This is a genomic window from Bradyrhizobium sp. 154 (assembly GCF_023073875.1).
GTDB lineage: Bacteria > Pseudomonadota > Alphaproteobacteria > Rhizobiales > Xanthobacteraceae > Bradyrhizobium.
The window spans coordinates 1-18443 of record NZ_JADPKG010000116.1 but is presented as its reverse complement, the minus strand read 5'-3'; the positions used below and the strand labels follow the sequence as shown (position 1 = coordinate 18443).

Annotated in this window: 9 protein-coding genes and 2 pseudogenes; 9 read left to right on the top strand and 2 right to left on the bottom strand. The window is 57.9% G+C overall.

The window, feature by feature from the left end; translation table 11 throughout:
• Nucleotides 1-31: 31 nt before the first annotated feature.
• A pseudogene (locus IVA92_RS35895) lies at nt 32-493 on the top strand (ATP-binding cassette domain-containing protein); the annotation flags it as partial.
• On the opposite strand, the gene IVA92_RS30815 reads toward IVA92_RS35895, so the two are convergent.
• Nucleotides 384-1916 carry an FAD-binding oxidoreductase gene (locus IVA92_RS30815; protein ID WP_247276088.1) on the bottom strand — a complete coding sequence of 511 codons (1533 nt, stop codon included), beginning with the start codon at nt 1914-1916 and terminating at the stop codon, nt 384-386. The pseudogene IVA92_RS35895 and the gene IVA92_RS30815 sit on opposite strands and share 110 nt — an antisense overlap.
• Nucleotides 1917-3534: 1618 nt before the next feature.
• Here IVA92_RS30815 and IVA92_RS30810 point away from each other — a divergent pair.
• The 8 genes and pseudogenes from IVA92_RS30810 to pimD all read left to right on the top strand — a co-directional run bounded on the left by IVA92_RS30810 (nt 3535) and on the right by pimD (nt 17423).
• Nucleotides 3535-5343, top strand: coding sequence for an ABC transporter ATP-binding protein (locus IVA92_RS30810; RefSeq protein WP_247276087.1), 1809 nt, complete (start codon nt 3535-3537; stop codon nt 5341-5343).
• 1016 nt (nt 5344-6359) lie between these two features.
• Nucleotides 6360-7220 carry a MaoC/PaaZ C-terminal domain-containing protein gene (locus IVA92_RS30805; protein ID WP_247276086.1) on the top strand — a complete coding sequence of 287 codons (861 nt, stop codon included), beginning with the start codon at nt 6360-6362 and terminating at the stop codon, nt 7218-7220.
• A gap of 1083 nt (nt 7221-8303) precedes the next feature.
• A pseudogene (locus IVA92_RS36165) lies at nt 8304-9153 on the top strand (acyl-CoA thioesterase II).
• A 470-nt stretch (nt 9154-9623) separates the two neighbouring features.
• Nucleotides 9624-10496: an acyl-CoA thioesterase II gene (tesB, locus tag IVA92_RS30790; RefSeq protein ID WP_247276127.1), complete on the top strand. Its 873-nt coding sequence runs from the start codon at nt 9624-9626 to the stop codon at nt 10494-10496.
• 860 nt (nt 10497-11356) lie between these two features.
• On the top strand, nt 11357-12415 hold the full coding sequence (locus IVA92_RS30785; RefSeq protein ID WP_247276083.1) for a phosphotransferase family protein: 1059 nt from the start codon (nt 11357-11359) through the stop codon (nt 12413-12415).
• 456 nt (nt 12416-12871) lie between these two features.
• The gene (locus tag IVA92_RS30780; RefSeq protein ID WP_247276082.1) at nt 12872-14005 is read left to right on the top strand and encodes a mandelate racemase/muconate lactonizing enzyme family protein; all 1134 of its coding nucleotides are present in this window, start codon (nt 12872-12874) and stop codon (nt 14003-14005) included.
• A gap of 1034 nt (nt 14006-15039) precedes the next feature.
• A complete protein-coding gene (gene pimC / locus IVA92_RS30775; protein ID WP_247276081.1) occupies nt 15040-16212 on the top strand; it encodes a pimeloyl-CoA dehydrogenase large subunit in 1173 nt (390 codons plus the stop codon).
• Between the two features lie 68 nt (nt 16213-16280).
• Nucleotides 16281-17423: a pimeloyl-CoA dehydrogenase small subunit gene (pimD, locus tag IVA92_RS30770; RefSeq protein WP_247276080.1), complete on the top strand. Its 1143-nt coding sequence runs from the start codon at nt 16281-16283 to the stop codon at nt 17421-17423.
• Nucleotides 17424-17526: 103 nt separating this feature from the next.
• Here pimD and IVA92_RS30765 read toward each other — a convergent pair whose 3' ends face one another.
• Nucleotides 17527-17970 carry a hypothetical protein gene (locus IVA92_RS30765; RefSeq protein ID WP_247276079.1) on the bottom strand — a complete coding sequence of 148 codons (444 nt, stop codon included), beginning with the start codon at nt 17968-17970 and terminating at the stop codon, nt 17527-17529.
• Nucleotides 17971-18443: the final 473 nt, after the last annotated feature.

The window sequence follows — 18443 nt, the reverse complement described above, 5'->3', positions numbered from 1 at the left end:
GCCCACCTGAGCGCTCCTCATAAAAGCGCGCGCGATCGACCGGGTGGCGGGGCTTGCTAATGCGTACAAGTTCATCCTGCGCCTGCGCCTGCGCGGGGGCTAGGGCCCGGCCGCCGGTGAGCGCGGCGTCAAGCTATCAGGCGGTGAGCGGCAGCGCATTGCGCTTACGCGCGCCTCTCTAGCAAGGTGCGCCGGTGTTGGTCCTGGACGAGGCGACCTCAAGCCTCAACTCGGAATCAGAAGCTCTCATCCAAGAAGAGCGATGGAGCGGCTGATGAAGGGCCGCACCTCGATCCCGATCGCTGTTGACGGTGCGCGTCTCGACCGCATTCTGGTGCTTGATTACGACATCATCAGCAAGCAGGGCTCCCATGCTGCCCTGGCTAAGCGGCCCGGGCGGAATCTATCGGCCCCCGTTTCGGGCGCCTTATTTCCGTGCGCCAGCCTGCGGGCAGTCGCGTTCCGCCACCGCCTTCGGCGGCTGAGGCGATGATCATGATCGACCGTGCCCGCTGGACGGCATCGCGCGTGAAAATTCGTCCGGGGTTCAGGATATTGCTAGGATCGAGCGCTCGCTTGAGCGTACGCATTGTTTCGATTTCTTCCGATGTCCTACTCATATTCAGATACGGCCGCTTAACTATGCCGATGCCATGTTCCGCTGAGATTGATCCACCGAATTCACCGGTGATCTCATAAGCAAGCCTCTCTAGTTCCTCCCGTCTGTCAGGCGTGTGCTCGTGATGTAGCTCGATATGCAGATTACCATCGCCGACGTGACCGAACACAATCGCGAACGCTCTGGGGTCGATGTCTTTAATACGCCCAACAACTGTCTTGACATACTGGTCCATCTGATTGATGGCGATGCTGACGTCGAGGGCAATACGTGCGGCATAAGGAAACGTCCGGGCAAGTTCCAAGCTGCAATCTCGGATACGCCATATCGCTGCTGCAGATGCATTCGACATCGAGAGCGTCGCGTCAAGGCTCATGTTCGCGCGCATTGCCGTATCGAGCAGCTTTTCGAGATCGGCATGGACACGATGGGCATCGTCACCGGAGGCCTCGATCAAGACATAGAACGGATGATTGATCGACAGCGGCCGGGTCACGCCGCTCACGCACTCGAGCGCGAGGCGGTAGTACTCGTTCCACATCACCTCGAATGCCGTCAGTTCTCCGCCCAGATGTTTTCGCGCCATCCCAAAGATCGAGATGACTCGTTCAAAGGAGGGCAGGCCGCAAAGCGCCACTTGCCTCTCTATAGGGGCGGGGAAGATGCGCAAAGCGGCCCGCGTCACCACGCCGAGAATCCCTTCGCTGCCGATGAAAAGCTGTTTGAGGTCGATGCCAGTATTGTTCTTGATGTATTTGTGCAAGCCCTGTAGCACCGTGCCATCAGCGGTAACGACTTCGAGGCCGAGGATCAGGTCGCGCATCATGCCGTACCGGATCACGCGATTGCCGCCGGCATTGATTGAGATGTTGCCGCCGATCGTGCAGCTACCGCGCGCGCCGAGATCGAATGGAAACATGTAGCCTCCCTGCCCGACCTGTTCCTGCACTTTCTGCAGGGGCGCGCCGGCCTGCACCAATGCTGCGCCCGAGGAGGTGTCCACCTCCTGGATCGCATTCATAAGTTCCATTGACAGCACGATCTCATTCGGATTCGGCAGAGCGCCGCGTACCAATCCGGTCATGCCGCCCTGCGTCGTTAGAGGCACTTTTTCACTGTGACAGAGCCGGAGCAAGGCGGAGACATCTTCCGTCGTCCTTGGTCGGACGACCGCTCGCGGCTTCGCGACCGGTTTACCAGCCAAATGGTGGTAATAGCGGGAGTCGATGTCCGTGCCAGTTAGCACCGAACTTTTGCGGAGCGCCTTGCACAGTTGGTCGATGAAACTGTCGGTCATGTCCCTCACTCGAGTTAAAAGTCATGGCATGTCCCGATTAGAACGCTACAGCGCTCTTGTTGACGTGCAGGGGAGTTCTCGGCAACCTTCTCGAGTTCATTGAGAGCCACAAGTCGCGTCCGCGCATCATTGTACTGATCTAGCAATATTTACCGGTAACTTCCGACCGAACCCCACTGCTCTCGAAGCTGCGTTGTGTTTTCGCAGTAGCAATCGATGTGCCACTCGATGAATCTGATGCGCAGCTCTGCTAGCCAGAAGAAAGAACTTGTACCTCCCAAACGCGAAGCGGCGCCTTGCATTGGGTCAGAACGAAATTCTGGCGCTGGTTGCGTCTGGTGTTGGGATTAGCTCAGCCGTGTGTATTCTTTCGGGCCCAGATGACCGCAGATCCTGTTTGGTTTCCGGCAAGTATGACGACTGTCGCGTTCTAAACACTAGCGGTCACCCGGGCGGCGTCCGGGTTTCCCGTCACAAACAACAGCTTAATACGTTTGCATGATGCTGGCACGGCTGTTGCTATTAAAGACAGCGATGGCGGCGTAAGACGACTGATGCTCTGTTGCAGTTGTTCGAGTCGCGAAGACATTCGAACTGTCAATTGCATTGTCATGTGCTGCAGCCGACTGCCAAAAAATGCAGTTCGGCTGCACCTCGTTGCATAGTGCTGGAGCAAGAACGAGGCAATGGCCAGACCGAGCAGATCTGTTGCCGCTGGAATTATCGGGCGCTTGCGCAGCGCGTCCTATCTGAAAGGAACGCGCGGCTATCCCGACGTGACACAAACTGTTTGCGTGCGCGACATTGTGTGCGCAAGAACAAAGGCAAGACAAATCTCTTGCGCGACCTCAAATCGAGCGTTCGCCAGAAAGGGCGTCGGAAACGGCCTAACAGGATCAGACCATTTAGCGGCGGGTGCGCGTGGCTCGACGGCATAAACCTAAAGCAGCAATGTCGCACCTGTTTCATTGATGGACGTGTGTGCAAGCCGGTAATGTTCACCTAGTGAAGGTTAGGATGCGATCTGAAGTTCGTTTATGGCGTGCCACAACGATTGCGCTCGTTGCAAGTGGTGTCGCCAATCCAGCGGATCTCGAGCCTGCAGTGAACATGCCGCGGGGACTGTGGAGCTGGACCGAAGGATTAGATTGCGTGCTCGTCGGCGGCCGGTACGGCGGTAAGTCCTTCAGCGACTACGGTCCGTCAATCGATCGCGACGTCAGCGATACGTCTGGGCTTTTGCAAGATAGCAACATCTGCGACAAACGAAGCTGCTGTGGCGGCGACATCACCTACCGACGAGCATCGAGGTGGGCGCGCTCACGCGCTTACCGTCTTGAAGGTTGCGCGGGATCGATGTGTAAGCAGCGCCTCGTTCCTCAAATGGGCGAGGGTCTACATGATCATGTCTTATTCGACGATCGTGCGCCGACGCCCGCTGTTCTCGCAGGAGTTTCGGCAGTGCCGTTGACCGCCGGCGTTCATAGAGGCTGTCGTCCAGCTCTTCCAAAGCATCCAACAACCGGTTGTTTTCAATGACCTCCCTGTCGTGTCTTGCGCCATGCTGCGCCAATTCAGATGGAGTCGGCTCGCGCTGTCAGTGCGGCCGGATCGCGCCATGAATGTTCACGTTGACAAGCTACCCTCCGCAATCCGCGAGGTCATACCGTTCGTGTTTCAGCACTGGCTGAAGCAGCCTGTCCGCCTCACGATCGTTCTCGTCGGCTTCTTAGGTGCGCCGATCGCAGACCTACTGATGCCGGTTTACTCGGGCCACCTCGTTGACGCATTAACGTCGGGTCCGCACGATATGGCCGCACGGCATGCGGCGCTGGTTGCATTCGGCGGCATCATCGCCCTTGGTCTCATCTCGCTCATCCTACGGGTTGTAGGTCTGAAGGCGAGTGTGCCACTCACGCTGAAGACGATCGCCGATGCAACATGCGAAGCCTTCATGCGGGTGCAGCGCTTCTCGACCGATTGGCACACCAATTCCTTTGCCGGCTCAACCGTTCGCCAGATCACGCGTGGCATGTCTGCGCTCGACCTGCTCAATGCCACCGTTCTGATGGCATTATGTCCGTCGCTCGCCGTGCTCGTAGGCTCGATGATCCTGCTAATCCTGCACTGGCCCGGGCTCGGCGGCGTGATCGCGGTCGGCGCGGTTATTTATGTCGCGATCACTATTGCGATGACGATCGGCTATATTGCGCCAACGGCACGAATATCCAATGCCTGGGATACCAAGGTCGGCGGCACACTGGCGGACGCGCTCACCTGCAACGCCGTGGTGAAATCATTCGGCGCAGAGACGCGCGAGGATGCGCGTTTCAATGGTGTCATCAACCAATGGCAGGAACGGGTGTCACGCACGTGGCAGCGGGGCAACGCCAGCTATATGGTGCAGCACGTGATGCTCTTGTGCTTCCGCTGTTTGGTAATCGGCGGCGCCATTCTGCTGTGGATAGCGGGGCGGGCCTCGGCGGGCGACGCCACCTTTATGCTGACGATCTATTACGTCATCCACGCATATCTGCGTGACGTCGGCATGCACATCAACAATCTGCAGCGTTCTGTGAACGACATGATGGAACTTGTTACTATTAGTCGAGAGCCGATGGGCATCATCGATGTAGCCGGTGCTAAACCGATCGTTATCCGAGGCGGAAGGATTACATTCGAGGACGTGACTTTTCACTATGGGGGTCACCGCGCGCCATTGTACGATGGCCTGTCGATCGACATCCGCGCCGGCGAACGCGTTGGACTTGTCGGCCGTTCCGGTTCGGGCAAGACTACGTTTATCAAGTTGGTGCAGCGGCTCTATGACCTCTCCGGCGGCAGGATCCTGATCGACGGCCAAGATATTGCCAAAGCGACACAGCAATCGCTGCGCAGCCAGATCGCGCTTGTGCAGCAGGAGCCGATCCTGTTTCACCGCACGCTGACTGAGAACATCGCCTACGGCCGGCCCGAGGCCGACATGGCGGCGATCGAGCAGGCGGCGCGGCTCGCCAATGCGCATGACTTCATCCTGCGGCTGCCGAAAGGGTATGGCACGCTGGTCGGAGAGCGCGGTGTAAAGCTGTCGGGCGGTGAGCGGCAGCGGGTCGCGCTCGCGCGGGCGTTCCTAGCGGACGCGCCGGTGTTGATTCTGGACGAGGCCACCTCGAGCCTCGATTCGGAATCGGAGGGGCTGATCCAGCAGGCGATGGAGCGGTTGATGAAGGGACGCACTTCGATCGTGATTGCGCACAGGCTATCGACGGTACGCAAGTTCGAGCGCATTCTGGTGTTCGATCGCGGTGAGCTCGTGGAGCAGGGCAACCACGGCTCGCTGACTCGGGAGGGCGGTATCTATCGATGGCTATTCGAACGGCAGGCCACGGACGATGGGCTCGGCGAGCCCGTTCAACAAGTTCGCTAATGGAGTGGTTCGACCTGATCCGGCTCGACATCATGAGGACGTCCGGGAGCGAAGGGGACTTTGTCGATAGCATTTGTGAGCATCATCCGCCTTCCGTACCCCGTCTGGTCCATGTGCCTTGATTGGCTGGAAGATATGTTTGTCGGCTCAGCTGATTTGCGTAGAGTGGGCGCAACTTCCCGTGTCTGCGAGTTTCCGCGCTCGTCATTCGTGGGCGCTTGCCGCGTCTAAGGTAAGTGCGGTTTGCCTCAATCTGGATGATGGAATCCTGGCGGCGATCAAGTTGTCCGATTATGACCTCCAAAATCCAGCCGCATGCCCATGCTAATCCCAAACAACAAATAGGAAGAATGCCTTTTACAGCGTTCATGGATCATGGTGCTATCGAAGGATAGTGCAATTCGATCGGTCGCCGACTTGGTGCCGCCAAGGAGGAAATGGCAGTTATATAACGTTTGTACTAGGCCACATCTGCAAGCTTTGGACGTCGGCAGCTGAGCTATCTGGTTCATGGAATTGGAAAAATGCGCCGAGGGAGCGACAAGGTATGGAGTGTGTAAAGGTTTCGCTGAGCCTTTAAGCTGTGCCCCGGCGGCGCCAAGCGATGTCCAATTTCTGACAGGTACAAGCCCCTGTCAGGTTTAGAACGGGGGGTGTCCGGGGGGGGCAGCGTGATCAGACGCTTGACGCGTTCACGGTTCTGGCATGGCCGTTGCTAGTGAGGTTCAGCCACACTGAATGGAACGCTAAGTCTCGCAGGCGAAGATGAGCGATGATCTTACTCTCTGACATGTGTGTTGCCGGTCCTGAACAAAACGCAGACATAAAGCGCGCAGCTTTGGCAATAGCTTCGGAAACCAGCATGGTGCCGCGCATGGAAGCGCTGGTTGCCTCCATCAATACGAGAGTTGGCTAGGAGTCGCGCTTGACGAGCACCGAATTTGACGGAGCGTGGACCTCCACTGCCGCTTATAAGCGGGCCTGCCGCTAAGGTAACGAGAACGAGGAGCTGCTCGATGCCGATCGACTATCCCGCCATACTCGACCTCAAGACCGAACCCGCCCCCTATTCGTGGAGCGATCGGGAGGTGATGCTTTACGCGCTTGGGATTGGCATGGGCTCCGATCCTCTGAACGAAAAGGAGCTGCAGTTCGTCAACGAGGCATTTGCAACTCCCAAACCGCTAAAGGTTATTCCGACTTTTGCTTCGGTCTGCGTCTGGGGGGCCCGACCCGGGTTCATCGACCTCAACCGCGTCATGGTCCTTGACGGCGAACGCGACATCACGTTTCACAAACCGATTCCCGCCGCAGCCAACGTTACTGCGGATGCGCGCGTACGCGGCGTGTACGACAAGGGAAGGGAGAAAGGCGCGATCATTCAGAACGAAGTCGTTGTTAGAGACAGCGCGTGCGACAAGATGGTCACGATCGTTTCTTCGACGTTTGCGAGGGGCGACGGCGGCTTTGGCGGACCATCGGAGGGAATGCCTGAGCCGCATCAAATACCCCGTAGAGCGCCGGACCGATCAATCGATATCCCAACCCAGCCTGACCAAGCGCTGATCTACCGCTTGTCAGGTGATCGAAATCCGTTACACAGCGATCCCGAATTTGCGCGCCGAGCTGGTTTTCCCAAGCCCGTTCTCCACGGCATGTGCACCTATGGACTGACCTGCAGAGCCGTGTTGCAGACCTATGCCGACTACGATCCCTCTGCCTTCCATCGTCATCGCGTCCGCTTTTCTGCCCCGGTGTTTCCGGGTGAGATCATTAGTGTCAGTCTGTGGCAGGACGGCAATTCGATCTCGTTCGAAGCTCATGTTCGTGAGCGCCAAGTTACCGTCGCCAAAAACGGGCAGACATTGCTGGGCTGACCTGGTCTAGTTGAAGATACAACCGAATTGGCGCGGCACCCGTGCGGGTTTTAGAGACCAGTGCGACGCGATTTTCGCCGCAAGGGCAAGGCGGTGCTTAGTGTAGCCAGCCGTTGCTTCGCGCCAATAAACGATCCCCAAAGGTGCCGAAAGCGTAAAATCCATGGTCTGCCTGAACGAGTCCGGCCGCGCTTGGGAGGTCCCGCTAGGCCGCGGAAACTGAGATGTGAACGCCTATCTACTAGCCATATCTTATAAGGCGCGCTGTTAATGTCCTGCTTGAGAGCAGGGCTAACGGAGTGAGCGCCGCCAAGAGAAGAGCCGTACCGGCGTTGAGTATGAAGCGTGCACCTAGCGAGTAGCTGCAACTTTGTCGTCGCTGACTGCGCTGCGTAGCCGTTGCGAAATGGGAACCCCGGCGGCTAGCACCAGCACTGGCGCGCACCCTTGGCGCTGAGGATGAGCAGACCATACTGCTCGTCATAGCCGCCGATGGGCAGTAGCTCACCTAGCCGAAGAGCAGAGAGGCGATTCGCTGCAACGATCGAACTCTAAGAAGACGCAGGGCCAGAAGTCACGCTTGAGATCAGAAGCCGCTGTGGGTTTATCAAAGAATTGCGAGAATCCAGCGAACCGCCTGGTACGGAGCATCACCTGTGCGACAATTTTGAACGACCTCCATCCAAAGCGTTCGGCACGAGAGGCGACGCTTGTCCTTCGCGCGATCGTTGTCTGCTCAGCTGTCAGGTTTACGATCTGTATTGTTCGGAGGGCGACGCTAAGGGCAAAGTATTTCGTTGGCGCGGCTCGAAGTGAATGGACCTGCGTCTGCTCTATGCACAGTGTTCTGGCATGCCGATTGCTGCGCCGGCGTTGGATCGTTGAGAAATGTTGGCAGCTCTGGGGCTGCAATGAGATGGTCTCGATCTAGCCAAATCGATACACCAGCACTGTCGCGTGCAGTTCCGCTACTTTGCGCTGGCATCATGCCCTTCCAAAGAACGCGCCGAAATCTCGAAACGTCCTGTTTATGGCTGCGTGCCATGGCCGGAGATGACGCCGTAAGAAACCGAAAGCGCATCAATGTCCCAAAGCCTGATCAACCTGCCCGCTATTTTGGACGTGGAACCGATCGAAACGAACGTATTTCGTGGCACTAGTCCGAACATCAACGCGCAACGGGTGTTTGGAGGCCAAGTGATCGGGCAGGCGATGGCCGCGGCATGCCGCACAGTGGAGGGTCGGCTGCCGAATTCGCTGCACAGCTGCTTCATCCGGCCCGGCGACCCGCAGGCGCCCATTATTTACCACGTCGAACGGCTGCGGGAGGGCAAGAGCTATTCGACGCGCCGCGTCAGCGCAATCCAGCATGGCACCGCAATCTTCTTCATCGTGGTCTCGTTCCATGCCCGGGAGGAGGGCGCCTTTGACCATCAGGACAAGATGCCTTGCGTGCCGCTGCCGGAAACGCCCTGATGGCAGAGGAAGTCCTAAGCAGCCAATGTATTGTGAAACGACGGAATTTATCCGCCGTAATTACGCGATAGAGTTGTGTCCGGCCGAGCTCGGCCGTTATGTCGGTCAAAAAATTGACGACGGGCGCGTTCATGTCTGGATCAAGGCGGCGACGAGGCTGCGCGATGATCCAGTGCAGCATATGTGCGCGTTGGCCTATGCCTCCGATTACCCACTGCTCGTTGCGGTGACGGCGCGCTATGAGCGCCCATTGTTCGATCAGCATATGAGAATTGCAATCCTCGATCACGCAATGTGGTTTCACCGCCCGTTTCGAGCAGACGACTGGCTGCTTTACGCCAAGGAGTCGCCGAGCGCGCAAGGCGGACGCGGTCTCGTGCGCGGCTTGATCTTCGAGCCTAACGGCACATTGGTCGCATCTGTTACCCAGGAAGGTTCGGTGCGCGAGCGTCGCTGAGCTGTCATGTGCGTACAAACGTGATGATCATTTCCAGGATCCAACAGCCGCCGGTTCTCAGCCCGAGAAGCGTCCATCCCTCGTCAATGTGCGTTGTCGTGCTCGGACCCTTGTTCGGTTGAGTCGATGTTGCCAACCCGACAGTAGCCGCAAGTATCGTTGCCGGCGCTGGATGAGGACACCGATTTCGCATCTCTAGACGGTCTTGTGGCACGGTGATTGCTGGGCAAGTGAAGGATCGTTGGAAAGAGTGGATGGGGTCGTCCGGGCCCAGGAGTTCAAAGGAAGGCGTCTCGTTTCTTACAAATCGATGTCAATGCACCAGTACAGTTGCAGTTGAGCCACCTCAGCTGCAAACCACATGGGCCCAAGAATTCCCTTGTGGCCCGAAAGAATGCTGGATTTCGGACTTCGGCTTCTTCGCAGGGCTGCCATTCCGGGGAATGATGAAGAAAAGCAAAGGCGCGTCAATGTCTAAAACCTCGATCGACCTGCCCGCCATCTTCGACCTTGAGCCAATCGAGGTGAATCTGTTTCGCGGCAACAATCCAAATCCTCGCCCTCAACGGGTGTTCGGTGGCCAGGTGATAGGGCAAGCGATGGTCGCGGCATGTCGCACGGTGAAAGACAGGCTGCCGCATTCGCTGCATGGCTATTTCATTCAGACCGGTGACCCGCAGGTTCCGATCGTCTACGAAGTCCGACGGCTGCGTGATGGCAAAAGCTATTCGACACGGAGCGTCACAGCAATTCAGCAAGCTAAGGCAATCTCTACCATCGTGGTGTCATTTCACGCAGGCGAACAGAGCGCTTTCGATCACCAAAACAAAATGCCCGCTGTTCCGCCGCCGGAAATGCTCGCCGCAGAAGAACTAGCCAAGCAGTCGAAGTTCACCGACATACCGGAATTCATCCGCCGCTATTATGACCGCGACCGTCCGATTGAATTGCGTCCGGTCGAGATTAGCCGTTATGTCGGTCAGAAGATCGATGACGGCCGCTTTCATATGTGGATGAAGGCCGCAGCAAAGCTGCCCGATGACCCGACGCTTCACATGTGCGCGCTGGCCTACGCCTCAGATTTGGCGCTACTCGATGCGGTCATGGTCCGCTATGGCCGGACTCTGTTCGACGGCCGCATGATTTCGGCGAGCCTCGACCACGCAATTTGGTTCCACCGACCCTTTCGCGCAGACGAGTGGCTACTTTACGCCAAAGAGTCGCCGAGCGCGCAAGGCGGACGCGGCCTCGCGCGCGGCTTGATCTTCAAGCGTGACGGCACGCTGGTAGCGTCCGTCTCTCAGGAGGGCTCGGTGCGCGAACGGCGTTCGGTCTCCGACTGAGCAGAAACATCCTGAGACCGGCAGTCGTGCGCCTCACCCCCGTCAGCAGCTTGCGATCAGACCCCTTTGCATCTGCGGGAGCGTCGAAGTTGCGCCATCTGCGCGAAAGGCAATGACCGTCTTATGCTCTCATTGTTTCCGCCAGCTCTCGAGAAGCGATACGCTTTGACTAAACGGAGTCATCATTTGCGTCTTCTTAGCGTGCGCGAGGCCGGCTCCAGAATCTGATGTTTCCAGACCCCACGTGAGCCAACCGCACAAACGATCGTAGAATTTACTCGGAGAACCAATTTGGGTGGGCAATCGCACTGGCCTGGGGCATTGTAAACGAATGAACGATGCCACTAATGACGCGCGATCATCTGCAGGCGAATTCACGAACATTCGTCGAGTGAGGCACGCTGCGATCCTACCGTGTTCGTCTCTCACGCAAATAGCGCCTTGCGGCAGCATTCGCAGCCCTTACCCAGGCGAGTCAAAAGCCTATTGTCGGCGCAGTGAGAAATGAGATCTGACCCACGTGGGCTTCAGATGCGCCCGTTCGCATCGCCAAAAGAAGCCACTCTTGGGCGAGCTAACCGGCCGGAGATTCGCACAGAAACTTCGATGAATGAGAATTGTGCTGTATTGGTATTTGGCCGAAGCGGCTTGCGAATAATCGAGCAGGCGATTCGGACCTCGGGCGGGCCCAACCGACGATGCGGAATCCGTGCGGCCAAGCTCGACACGCGCGATGCGTCTCACGGAGGGCCCCGATGAAGTGCACTGCCGCACAATTGTCAGAATTGAATTTCGGAAGCATCCAGCTGCTCGGGTGCTAAATGAAGCGGAACGCTTCAACAATTTCGAGGAGCGTCACCTTGGCCGAGGGCTTCAGGAAGGACGAGGAGTTTTCGGGCACGAGACCCGTCGAAGAGCGACATCGCATCGACGAGAGCCGTCTCGACCGTTGGATGCGCAAGCATGTCGAAGGCTATACCGGTCCCTTGACCGTCTTACAGTTTAAGGGAGGCCAATCCAATCCGACATACAAACTCGACAGCCGCGGCCGTTCCTACGTGTTGCGCAGAAAGCCGTTCGGCAAGTTGCTGCCGTCGGCGCATGCGGTCGACCGCGAGTACCGCGTCATCTCGGCGCTCGGCCAGCAGGGCTTCCCGGTCGCGCACGCGTTTGCGCTCTGTACTGACGATGCCGTCATTGGTGCGGCATTCTACATCATGTCGATGGAGGAAGGACACGTCTATTGGGATCCGACTTTGCCGAGCCAGCCTGCCGAAATGCGGGCAAAGATTTTCTGCAGCAAGATCGAGACTCTCGCGAAGCTGCACATGTTTGATCCCGATAGCATCGGCCTTGCGGACTTCGGAAGGCCTGGCAGTTATTTCGCGCGCCAAATCGATCGCTGGAGCAAGCAGTATCGCGCCTCGGAGACGCAATATATCCCGGAGGTTGAAAAGCTGATCGAATGGCTGCCGAACACGATTCCCGAGCAGAAACGTGTCTCCATCGTGCATGGCGACTATCGACTCGACAACATTATCTTCGATGCAAAGCAGCCGCGCGTGATCGCGGTACTCGACTGGGAATTGTCGACGCTCGGCGATCCCATGTCCGATTTTACCTATCTGTTGATGCAATGGATCAGGCCGGGCCTTGCGGACGCCGACCTGAAGACGCTCAATATCCCGAGCATGGACAAGGCCGCGCAAATCTATTGCGACTGCACGGGCAGCGAGCTGCCGGACTTGAACTGGTATTTTGCGTTTAATCTCTTTCGGTTGGTTGGCATGACTCAAGGCATTGCAGCCCGCATCCGAGATGGCACCGCCGCCAACACCAAGGCGATCGAAGCTGCCAAGCGCACCGTGCCGCTCGCGAAAGCATCATGGAAGTATGCGCAGGAGGCGGGCGCGAGGTAACGCAAATTATTGAAACGAGCCGATGTCAGGAGAGTTCTCAGTGAGCAGTTCTCGGCCTCAAGTTCATAGAGGCGATCACCGGTCCGCGGCACCGGTTTCTCCGAGCCGCCTCACTCCCCTAGAGGGCCGCGCGGCGGCGCATACCGAGTCGGGCGGCCGGGGCTTGCTGCTGTCCGGCGGTGCAGAGCGAGAGGCAGTGATTCGCTGCTCCCATGCCGTGCCTGGCCGATGACAATGGTAAATACCGGCGATCTTCGTGTACGAACGCCAGGATATCTTGTTCCGTTTCTGACAGACCTGGAAAGATCTCGCTTTAACACTGAGCGTCGTTTCCTATGTGCGAACATTCTCAAAGTAAAAGCCTAATGTGTTCGAACGTCGCAGCACGGGCGTTACCGATTTAGAAGCGGCTAGACTGAATAACGGGACGCAGCAGGACTGGAAAGGCGAAAGCTGATGAAGATCACGGGCGCTCGCACCCATATCCTTCAAGCCGCGCTGTCGGAGGCTCTTGCCTCCGCCCGTGGCTGGTATGATACGCGCACAGCGATGCTGGTCGAAATCGAGACCGACCAGGATATTATCGGCTGGGGCGAATGCTACGGGCCGGCAGGGATGACGGCTGCCGTGATCGAGAGCGTCGCGCCATGGCTGATCGGGGAGGATCCGCTGCGCACCGAGTATCTCTGGCAAATGATCTATGCGCGCCTGCGCGATCATGGCCAGAAGGGGGTCGTGATAGAAGGCTTGAGCGGTATTGATATCGCGCTCTGGGACATCAAGGGCAAGCATTTCGGCGTTCCCGTGCATCAGCTGCTCGGCGGTGCGCAGCGGACTCACATCGTCGCCTACGCAACTGGCCTCCATAGACGCAAGGTTGAAGACCCGACCCGGGATTTAGCCGAGGAGGCAGCGCGCTACGTCGATGAGGGTTTCTCGGCGGTGAAGCTCAAGGTCGGCTTCGGTGTGGAGGAGGATGCGCTCGCGACGCGCGTCGTGAGAGAGGCGATCGGGCCGACTGTGTCGCTGATGGTGGACGCGAACCACGCCTTTGACAGCGTCGCAGCGATCCGTCTGGGCCGTATGATAGAAAAACACGATATCGGGTGGTTTGAGGAGCCGGTACCGCCAGAGGATCTTGCCGGCTATCGAGCGGTAAAGGCCGCACTTTCGATCCCGATCGCAGGCGGAGAATGTGAGTTCACTCGGTTCGGGTTCCGCAACCTCTTCGTCTCGCAGGCGCTAGATATCGCCCAGCCCGACATTTGCGCGGCAGGTGGGCTCTCCGAATGCAAGAAGATCGCTGACATGGCAGAGGCATTCGGCGTCCGTTATAATCCGCATGTTTGGGGCACCGCCATCGCAATTGCGGCATCGCTACATTTACTTGCCGTTCTCCCGCCGCACACACGGTCCTCGCCCATACCCCTAGCGCCGCTGCTGGAGTTCGACCGAACCGAAAACCCACTCCGGCAGGCGATTGTCACCGAGCCCATCGAGCACACTCGCGGCATTGTCCCCGTACCTAACGCGCCGGGGTTGGGGATCGAGATCGATCGCAAGGCGCTAGTCCGATTTGCTAGGCAGTAATGCATCAGCTGCCGTGCGCGACCGCAACATTGCTGAATGGCAGGCGCTTACGCTAGGTCGCTCAAGCCTCGCGAGCCCCAGCCACACGTCTGGTGATCCGGACAGACAGCGAGCGATGCTCCTGTCCCTCGCTCGCGTTCATAGTCATGCCTGGTCTTCGATCAGCATTCGTCTAGCGCAAGTTCGAAGAACCGTTGGGCTGAATAATAATGTCGGTGGTCTGCTTAGGACCGGCTGTTGCGGAAGGGGTCTCGTCGAACGAGCTGGCAGATCGACGAGGGCAGCATGAAGTCCTGCGCGGGGCGTCAGCCGTTCTGGACCCTTGTCGCCGGGGAGCTATCGTGCGGAGAGCACCTCAATCTTACGTTTGGCAGCATTGTCGCAAACCTAGCTGGAGATTAGGAACGCGAGCAAATCAATCGGCCACCCGCGCGACGGTCGAGCAGATGTCGCCCTTCAATTGTCGTGCGAATTGAGACAACTGAAGCATCTGCATCCGTGCAGATCTGGAGCTAGCGTTCGCTCGAGCCCGGTAGTCCTGAGAACGGGGATGTCTGTTCCGTCAAAGCCCAGGTAATCTACGAACGACTCGTTTTCGTATCGAATTAGAAAGTCAAAGCGTTCGAGCGTTGTTGGCACGGCCGTTGCTACAGAGAGGCTACAACACTGTCAAAGAGGCGGGCTGAATGCATTTTGGAAGGCAGGATGGATGCTGCGCTCGCTCTCGCAAACCGGGGTGCTCGTTTCTGACGGAGAGAGAGGCGGGAATAGCAGCACAATCGTTGACGTCGATTGAGAGGGAAAAAGCTCCTTAGGGGCAAATCAAACTTTTGGGTCAAAAAGCTAACGAGAAGTTGAGCTGGACATGGGCCCATCATCCTACGGCTTCGCAGGAGCCACTAAAAGGAGATGCTCTCGTGACGCAAGAATACGCTTCGCGTTCAGTTCACCTAACGTCGAGGCCTCGCCCGATTGGCATGCATGGACAGGCTTTCGCAGCCCACCCCGCCTTGATCCGGTTGCAGGAGAATCCGATGGATCTTGTATTCACCGAGGAAGAACAAGCGTTCCGAGAGGAAGTGCGCCAGTTTCTGCGCGATAATGTATCTCCCCAAATGCGGCACAAGATGGTCGAAGGCCGCCATGTGTCGAAGGAAGAAATGGTCACTTGGTGGCGTATCCTCAACAAGAAGGGGTGGAACGTCAGCTCCTGGCCGAAGGAATATGGTGGCACAGGCTGGAGCTCGGTCCAGCACTACATCTTTAGGGAGGAACTGCAGATGTATCCGGCGCCGACGCCGCTCGCCTTTGGCGTCGGCATGGTTGGTCCGGTCATATACACCTTCGGCAACGAGGCGCAGAAAAAGTATTATCTACCGCGCATCGCAAACGTAGACGATTGGTGGTGCCAGGGCTTTTCGGAACCCGGCGCCGGCTCGGATCTTGCTTCGCTCACGACCAAGGCCCAACGTAGGGGCGGCAAGTGGATCATCAATGGACAGAAGACTTGGACCACATACGCGCAGCACGCCAACATGATCTTCTGCCTCTGCCGCACCGATCCCAGCGCCAAGAAGCAGATGGGCATTTCCTTCATCGTCTTCCCCTTGGATTCGAAGGGCGTGACGGTGCGCCCGATTCAGACCATCGACGGTGGCTATGAGATCAACGAGGTTTTCTTCGACGACGTCAAGGTGCCCTGCGAAAACCTGATCGGCGAGGAAAACGAGGGCTGGGACTACGCAAAGTTCCTGCTCGGCAACGAGCGCACTGGTATTGCAAGGGTCGGCGTCTCCAAGGAGCGCATCCGGCACATCAAGGAGTTGGCCTCCAGCTTCGAAAGTGATGGCCGTCCTTTGATCGAGGATCGCGCCTTCCGGGAGAAGCTCGCCATCTCCGAGATCGAGCTGAAGGCACTGGAGCTTACGCAACTGCGCATTGTCACCGCCGAAGGAAAGCACGGCAAGCCAAATCCCGCGTCTTCCATGCTTAAGATAAAGGGCGCACAAAGCCAGCAGGCCGCGACTGAGCTCTTGATGGAGATGATCGGGCCATTCGCTGCGCCCTATGACGAACATTCGCACAAAGCGATGGGCTGGACCGCGCAGATCGCGCCGAGCTACTTCAACAACCGCAAGGTGTCGATCTACGGCGGCTCTGACGAAATCCAGCGCAACATCATCGCCAAGGCGGTGCTGGGGCTCTAACCCTTCTTCCACCCTGCAAATGGGGAAACGGCAGGAGGTCCAGATCCATCGCCAGGAGAAGCTGAGATATGGACTTCAATTTGTCCGAGGAGCAACGGCTCCTCAAGGAAAGCGTTGATGGACTCTTGACCGATATCTACGATTTCGAGCAGCGCAAGGCATATTTGAGGGAGAAGGGCGGCTGGAGCAGACTAATCTGGAGCCGCCTTGCGGAGCAGGGCCTGCTCGGGCTTCCCTTCGTCGAAGCCGATGGCGGGTTTGGTGGCGGCGGCGTGGAGACCATGATCGTGATGGAAGCGTTCGGCCGAGCGCTGGTGGTCGAGCCTTATCTCACCACCGTTGTGATCGGCGGCGGCTTCCTGCGCCGTGGCGGTTCGGATGCGCAGAAGACAGCTCATCTGCCAGGGATCATCGACGGGAGCAGAACCTTCGGCTTCGCGCAGCTCGAAAGGAACTCTCGCTATGATCTGAACGATGTGATGACCTCCGCAAGGAAGACCGGCGATGGGTGGGTCATTGACGGCGAAAAATTTGTCGTGCTCAACGGCGAGAACGCCGACACCTTGATCGTCACCGTCCGCACCAAAGGCGCTCAACGCGATCGAGATGGCATCGCGGTGCTTCTGGTGCCTGGCGACGCGATAGGGATCGCCAAGAAGAGCTACCCGACCCAAGATGGGCTGCGTGCCGCCGACATCAGCTTCGCGAGGGTCGAGGTGGGCAGCGCAGCTGCGATCGGCGATCCCGAGAACGCATTGCCGCTGATCGAGCGGGTGGTAGACGATGCCCGCACCGCGCTTTGCGCCGAAGCCGTGGGCCTGATGGACGAATCGCTGAGGACCACAGTCGAGTATATGAAGACGCGGAAGCAGTTCGGGGTGCCAATCTCCTCGTTTCAGAGTCTGCAGCACCGCGCCGCCGACATGTTTGTGGCGCTCGAACAGGCGCGCTCGATGTCGCTGTACGCTACCATAGCCGCGGATAGGGATAATGCTGCCGAGCGTGCAAAAGCTGTCGCTGCGGCTAAGGTGCAGATCGGAAGGAGCGCAAAGTTCATTGGCCAGCAGTCGATCCAGCTTCACGGTGGAATTGGCATGACCATGGCCGCTAAGATCGGCCACTATTTTAAGCGGCTGACCATGATCGAGAACACGTTTGGGGATGCCGACTATCACCTTCGTCGGGTGAGTGAGACGGGCGCGTTGGTGTGATTTGTGGCACTTGAGAAAATGGGTGTTTCAGTTTGAATCGTTCTTGCTGAGACGTCCAGCATTTGCGGATGTAGTCGTGAAGTTTGAGACATCATCACGGTCTTCAGCCGTCGCCGCCATGCTGCAATGCTTGGGTTCGCCGGGCAGCCAACCGAGAAAGGCGCGTTTGAGCCAGCTCAGTGTCGAGCCGATCTGTCTTCGCCCGCCGGTGCTCGCGCGATACCGGGATGCTCGACGGGTGGATCACGTCGACCTCGATCTCTCGCCCTCGCAGCCAGCGCGCTAACCAGAAGTCGTCGCCGCCGGCCTCATAGGCGACAATTGATTTGATCGTGCGTCCAACCTGCATCGGTTCCTTCTGCCAACGATGCAGAAGCGGCAGAAGCGCATCCTGATCTGGGCTGAGCTTCTTCAATGGATCGCGTTCGAGGCCGGGCACAATACCGGCGACCAGCCAGCTCGACTGGCCGATCTCGATCACGGCAATCACTGTCGCGTCTTGTTCAAGTCTGACAAGGCATCTGCTCAGGTCGTTCTGCTTCGCCATGGGGCGCTCCATCGCTTTGTTGCCGCGACGATGGTGCCATTGCCCACCGCGCAGCCCAAGCTTCTAAACTGATCGGCCGCCGAACTTTCATCCGGCGGCGGCTAGAGTCTCGGGATGTTTTGCAAGAAGACCAAACTTGGGATTACCCAGAACTGGAGTCTTGCGCCTCTGTCACGCTGGCGGGCTGGTTGCGCCAACATGGTTTTGAGCAAAGTCAGCGGCCGATTGCCGAACGGCTCGTCGAGGTCGAAGGTCGGGACGACGGGATCATTGGAAAGCCGACTTCATGACGTTCGGCAAATGCGATCAGGGGCTGTTGTTTCTTCTAAAGACAAACTCGCTCCAACATCGATCACAGGTAAGCGCTTAGCCGTGCTTTCAATTACCCACATTTGACGTCGGATTTGAACGCCGCGCCGCAGGCGAAATCTTGAATCGGAAGAATCTGTTGTGATTCGTTGTTGAGCACCTGA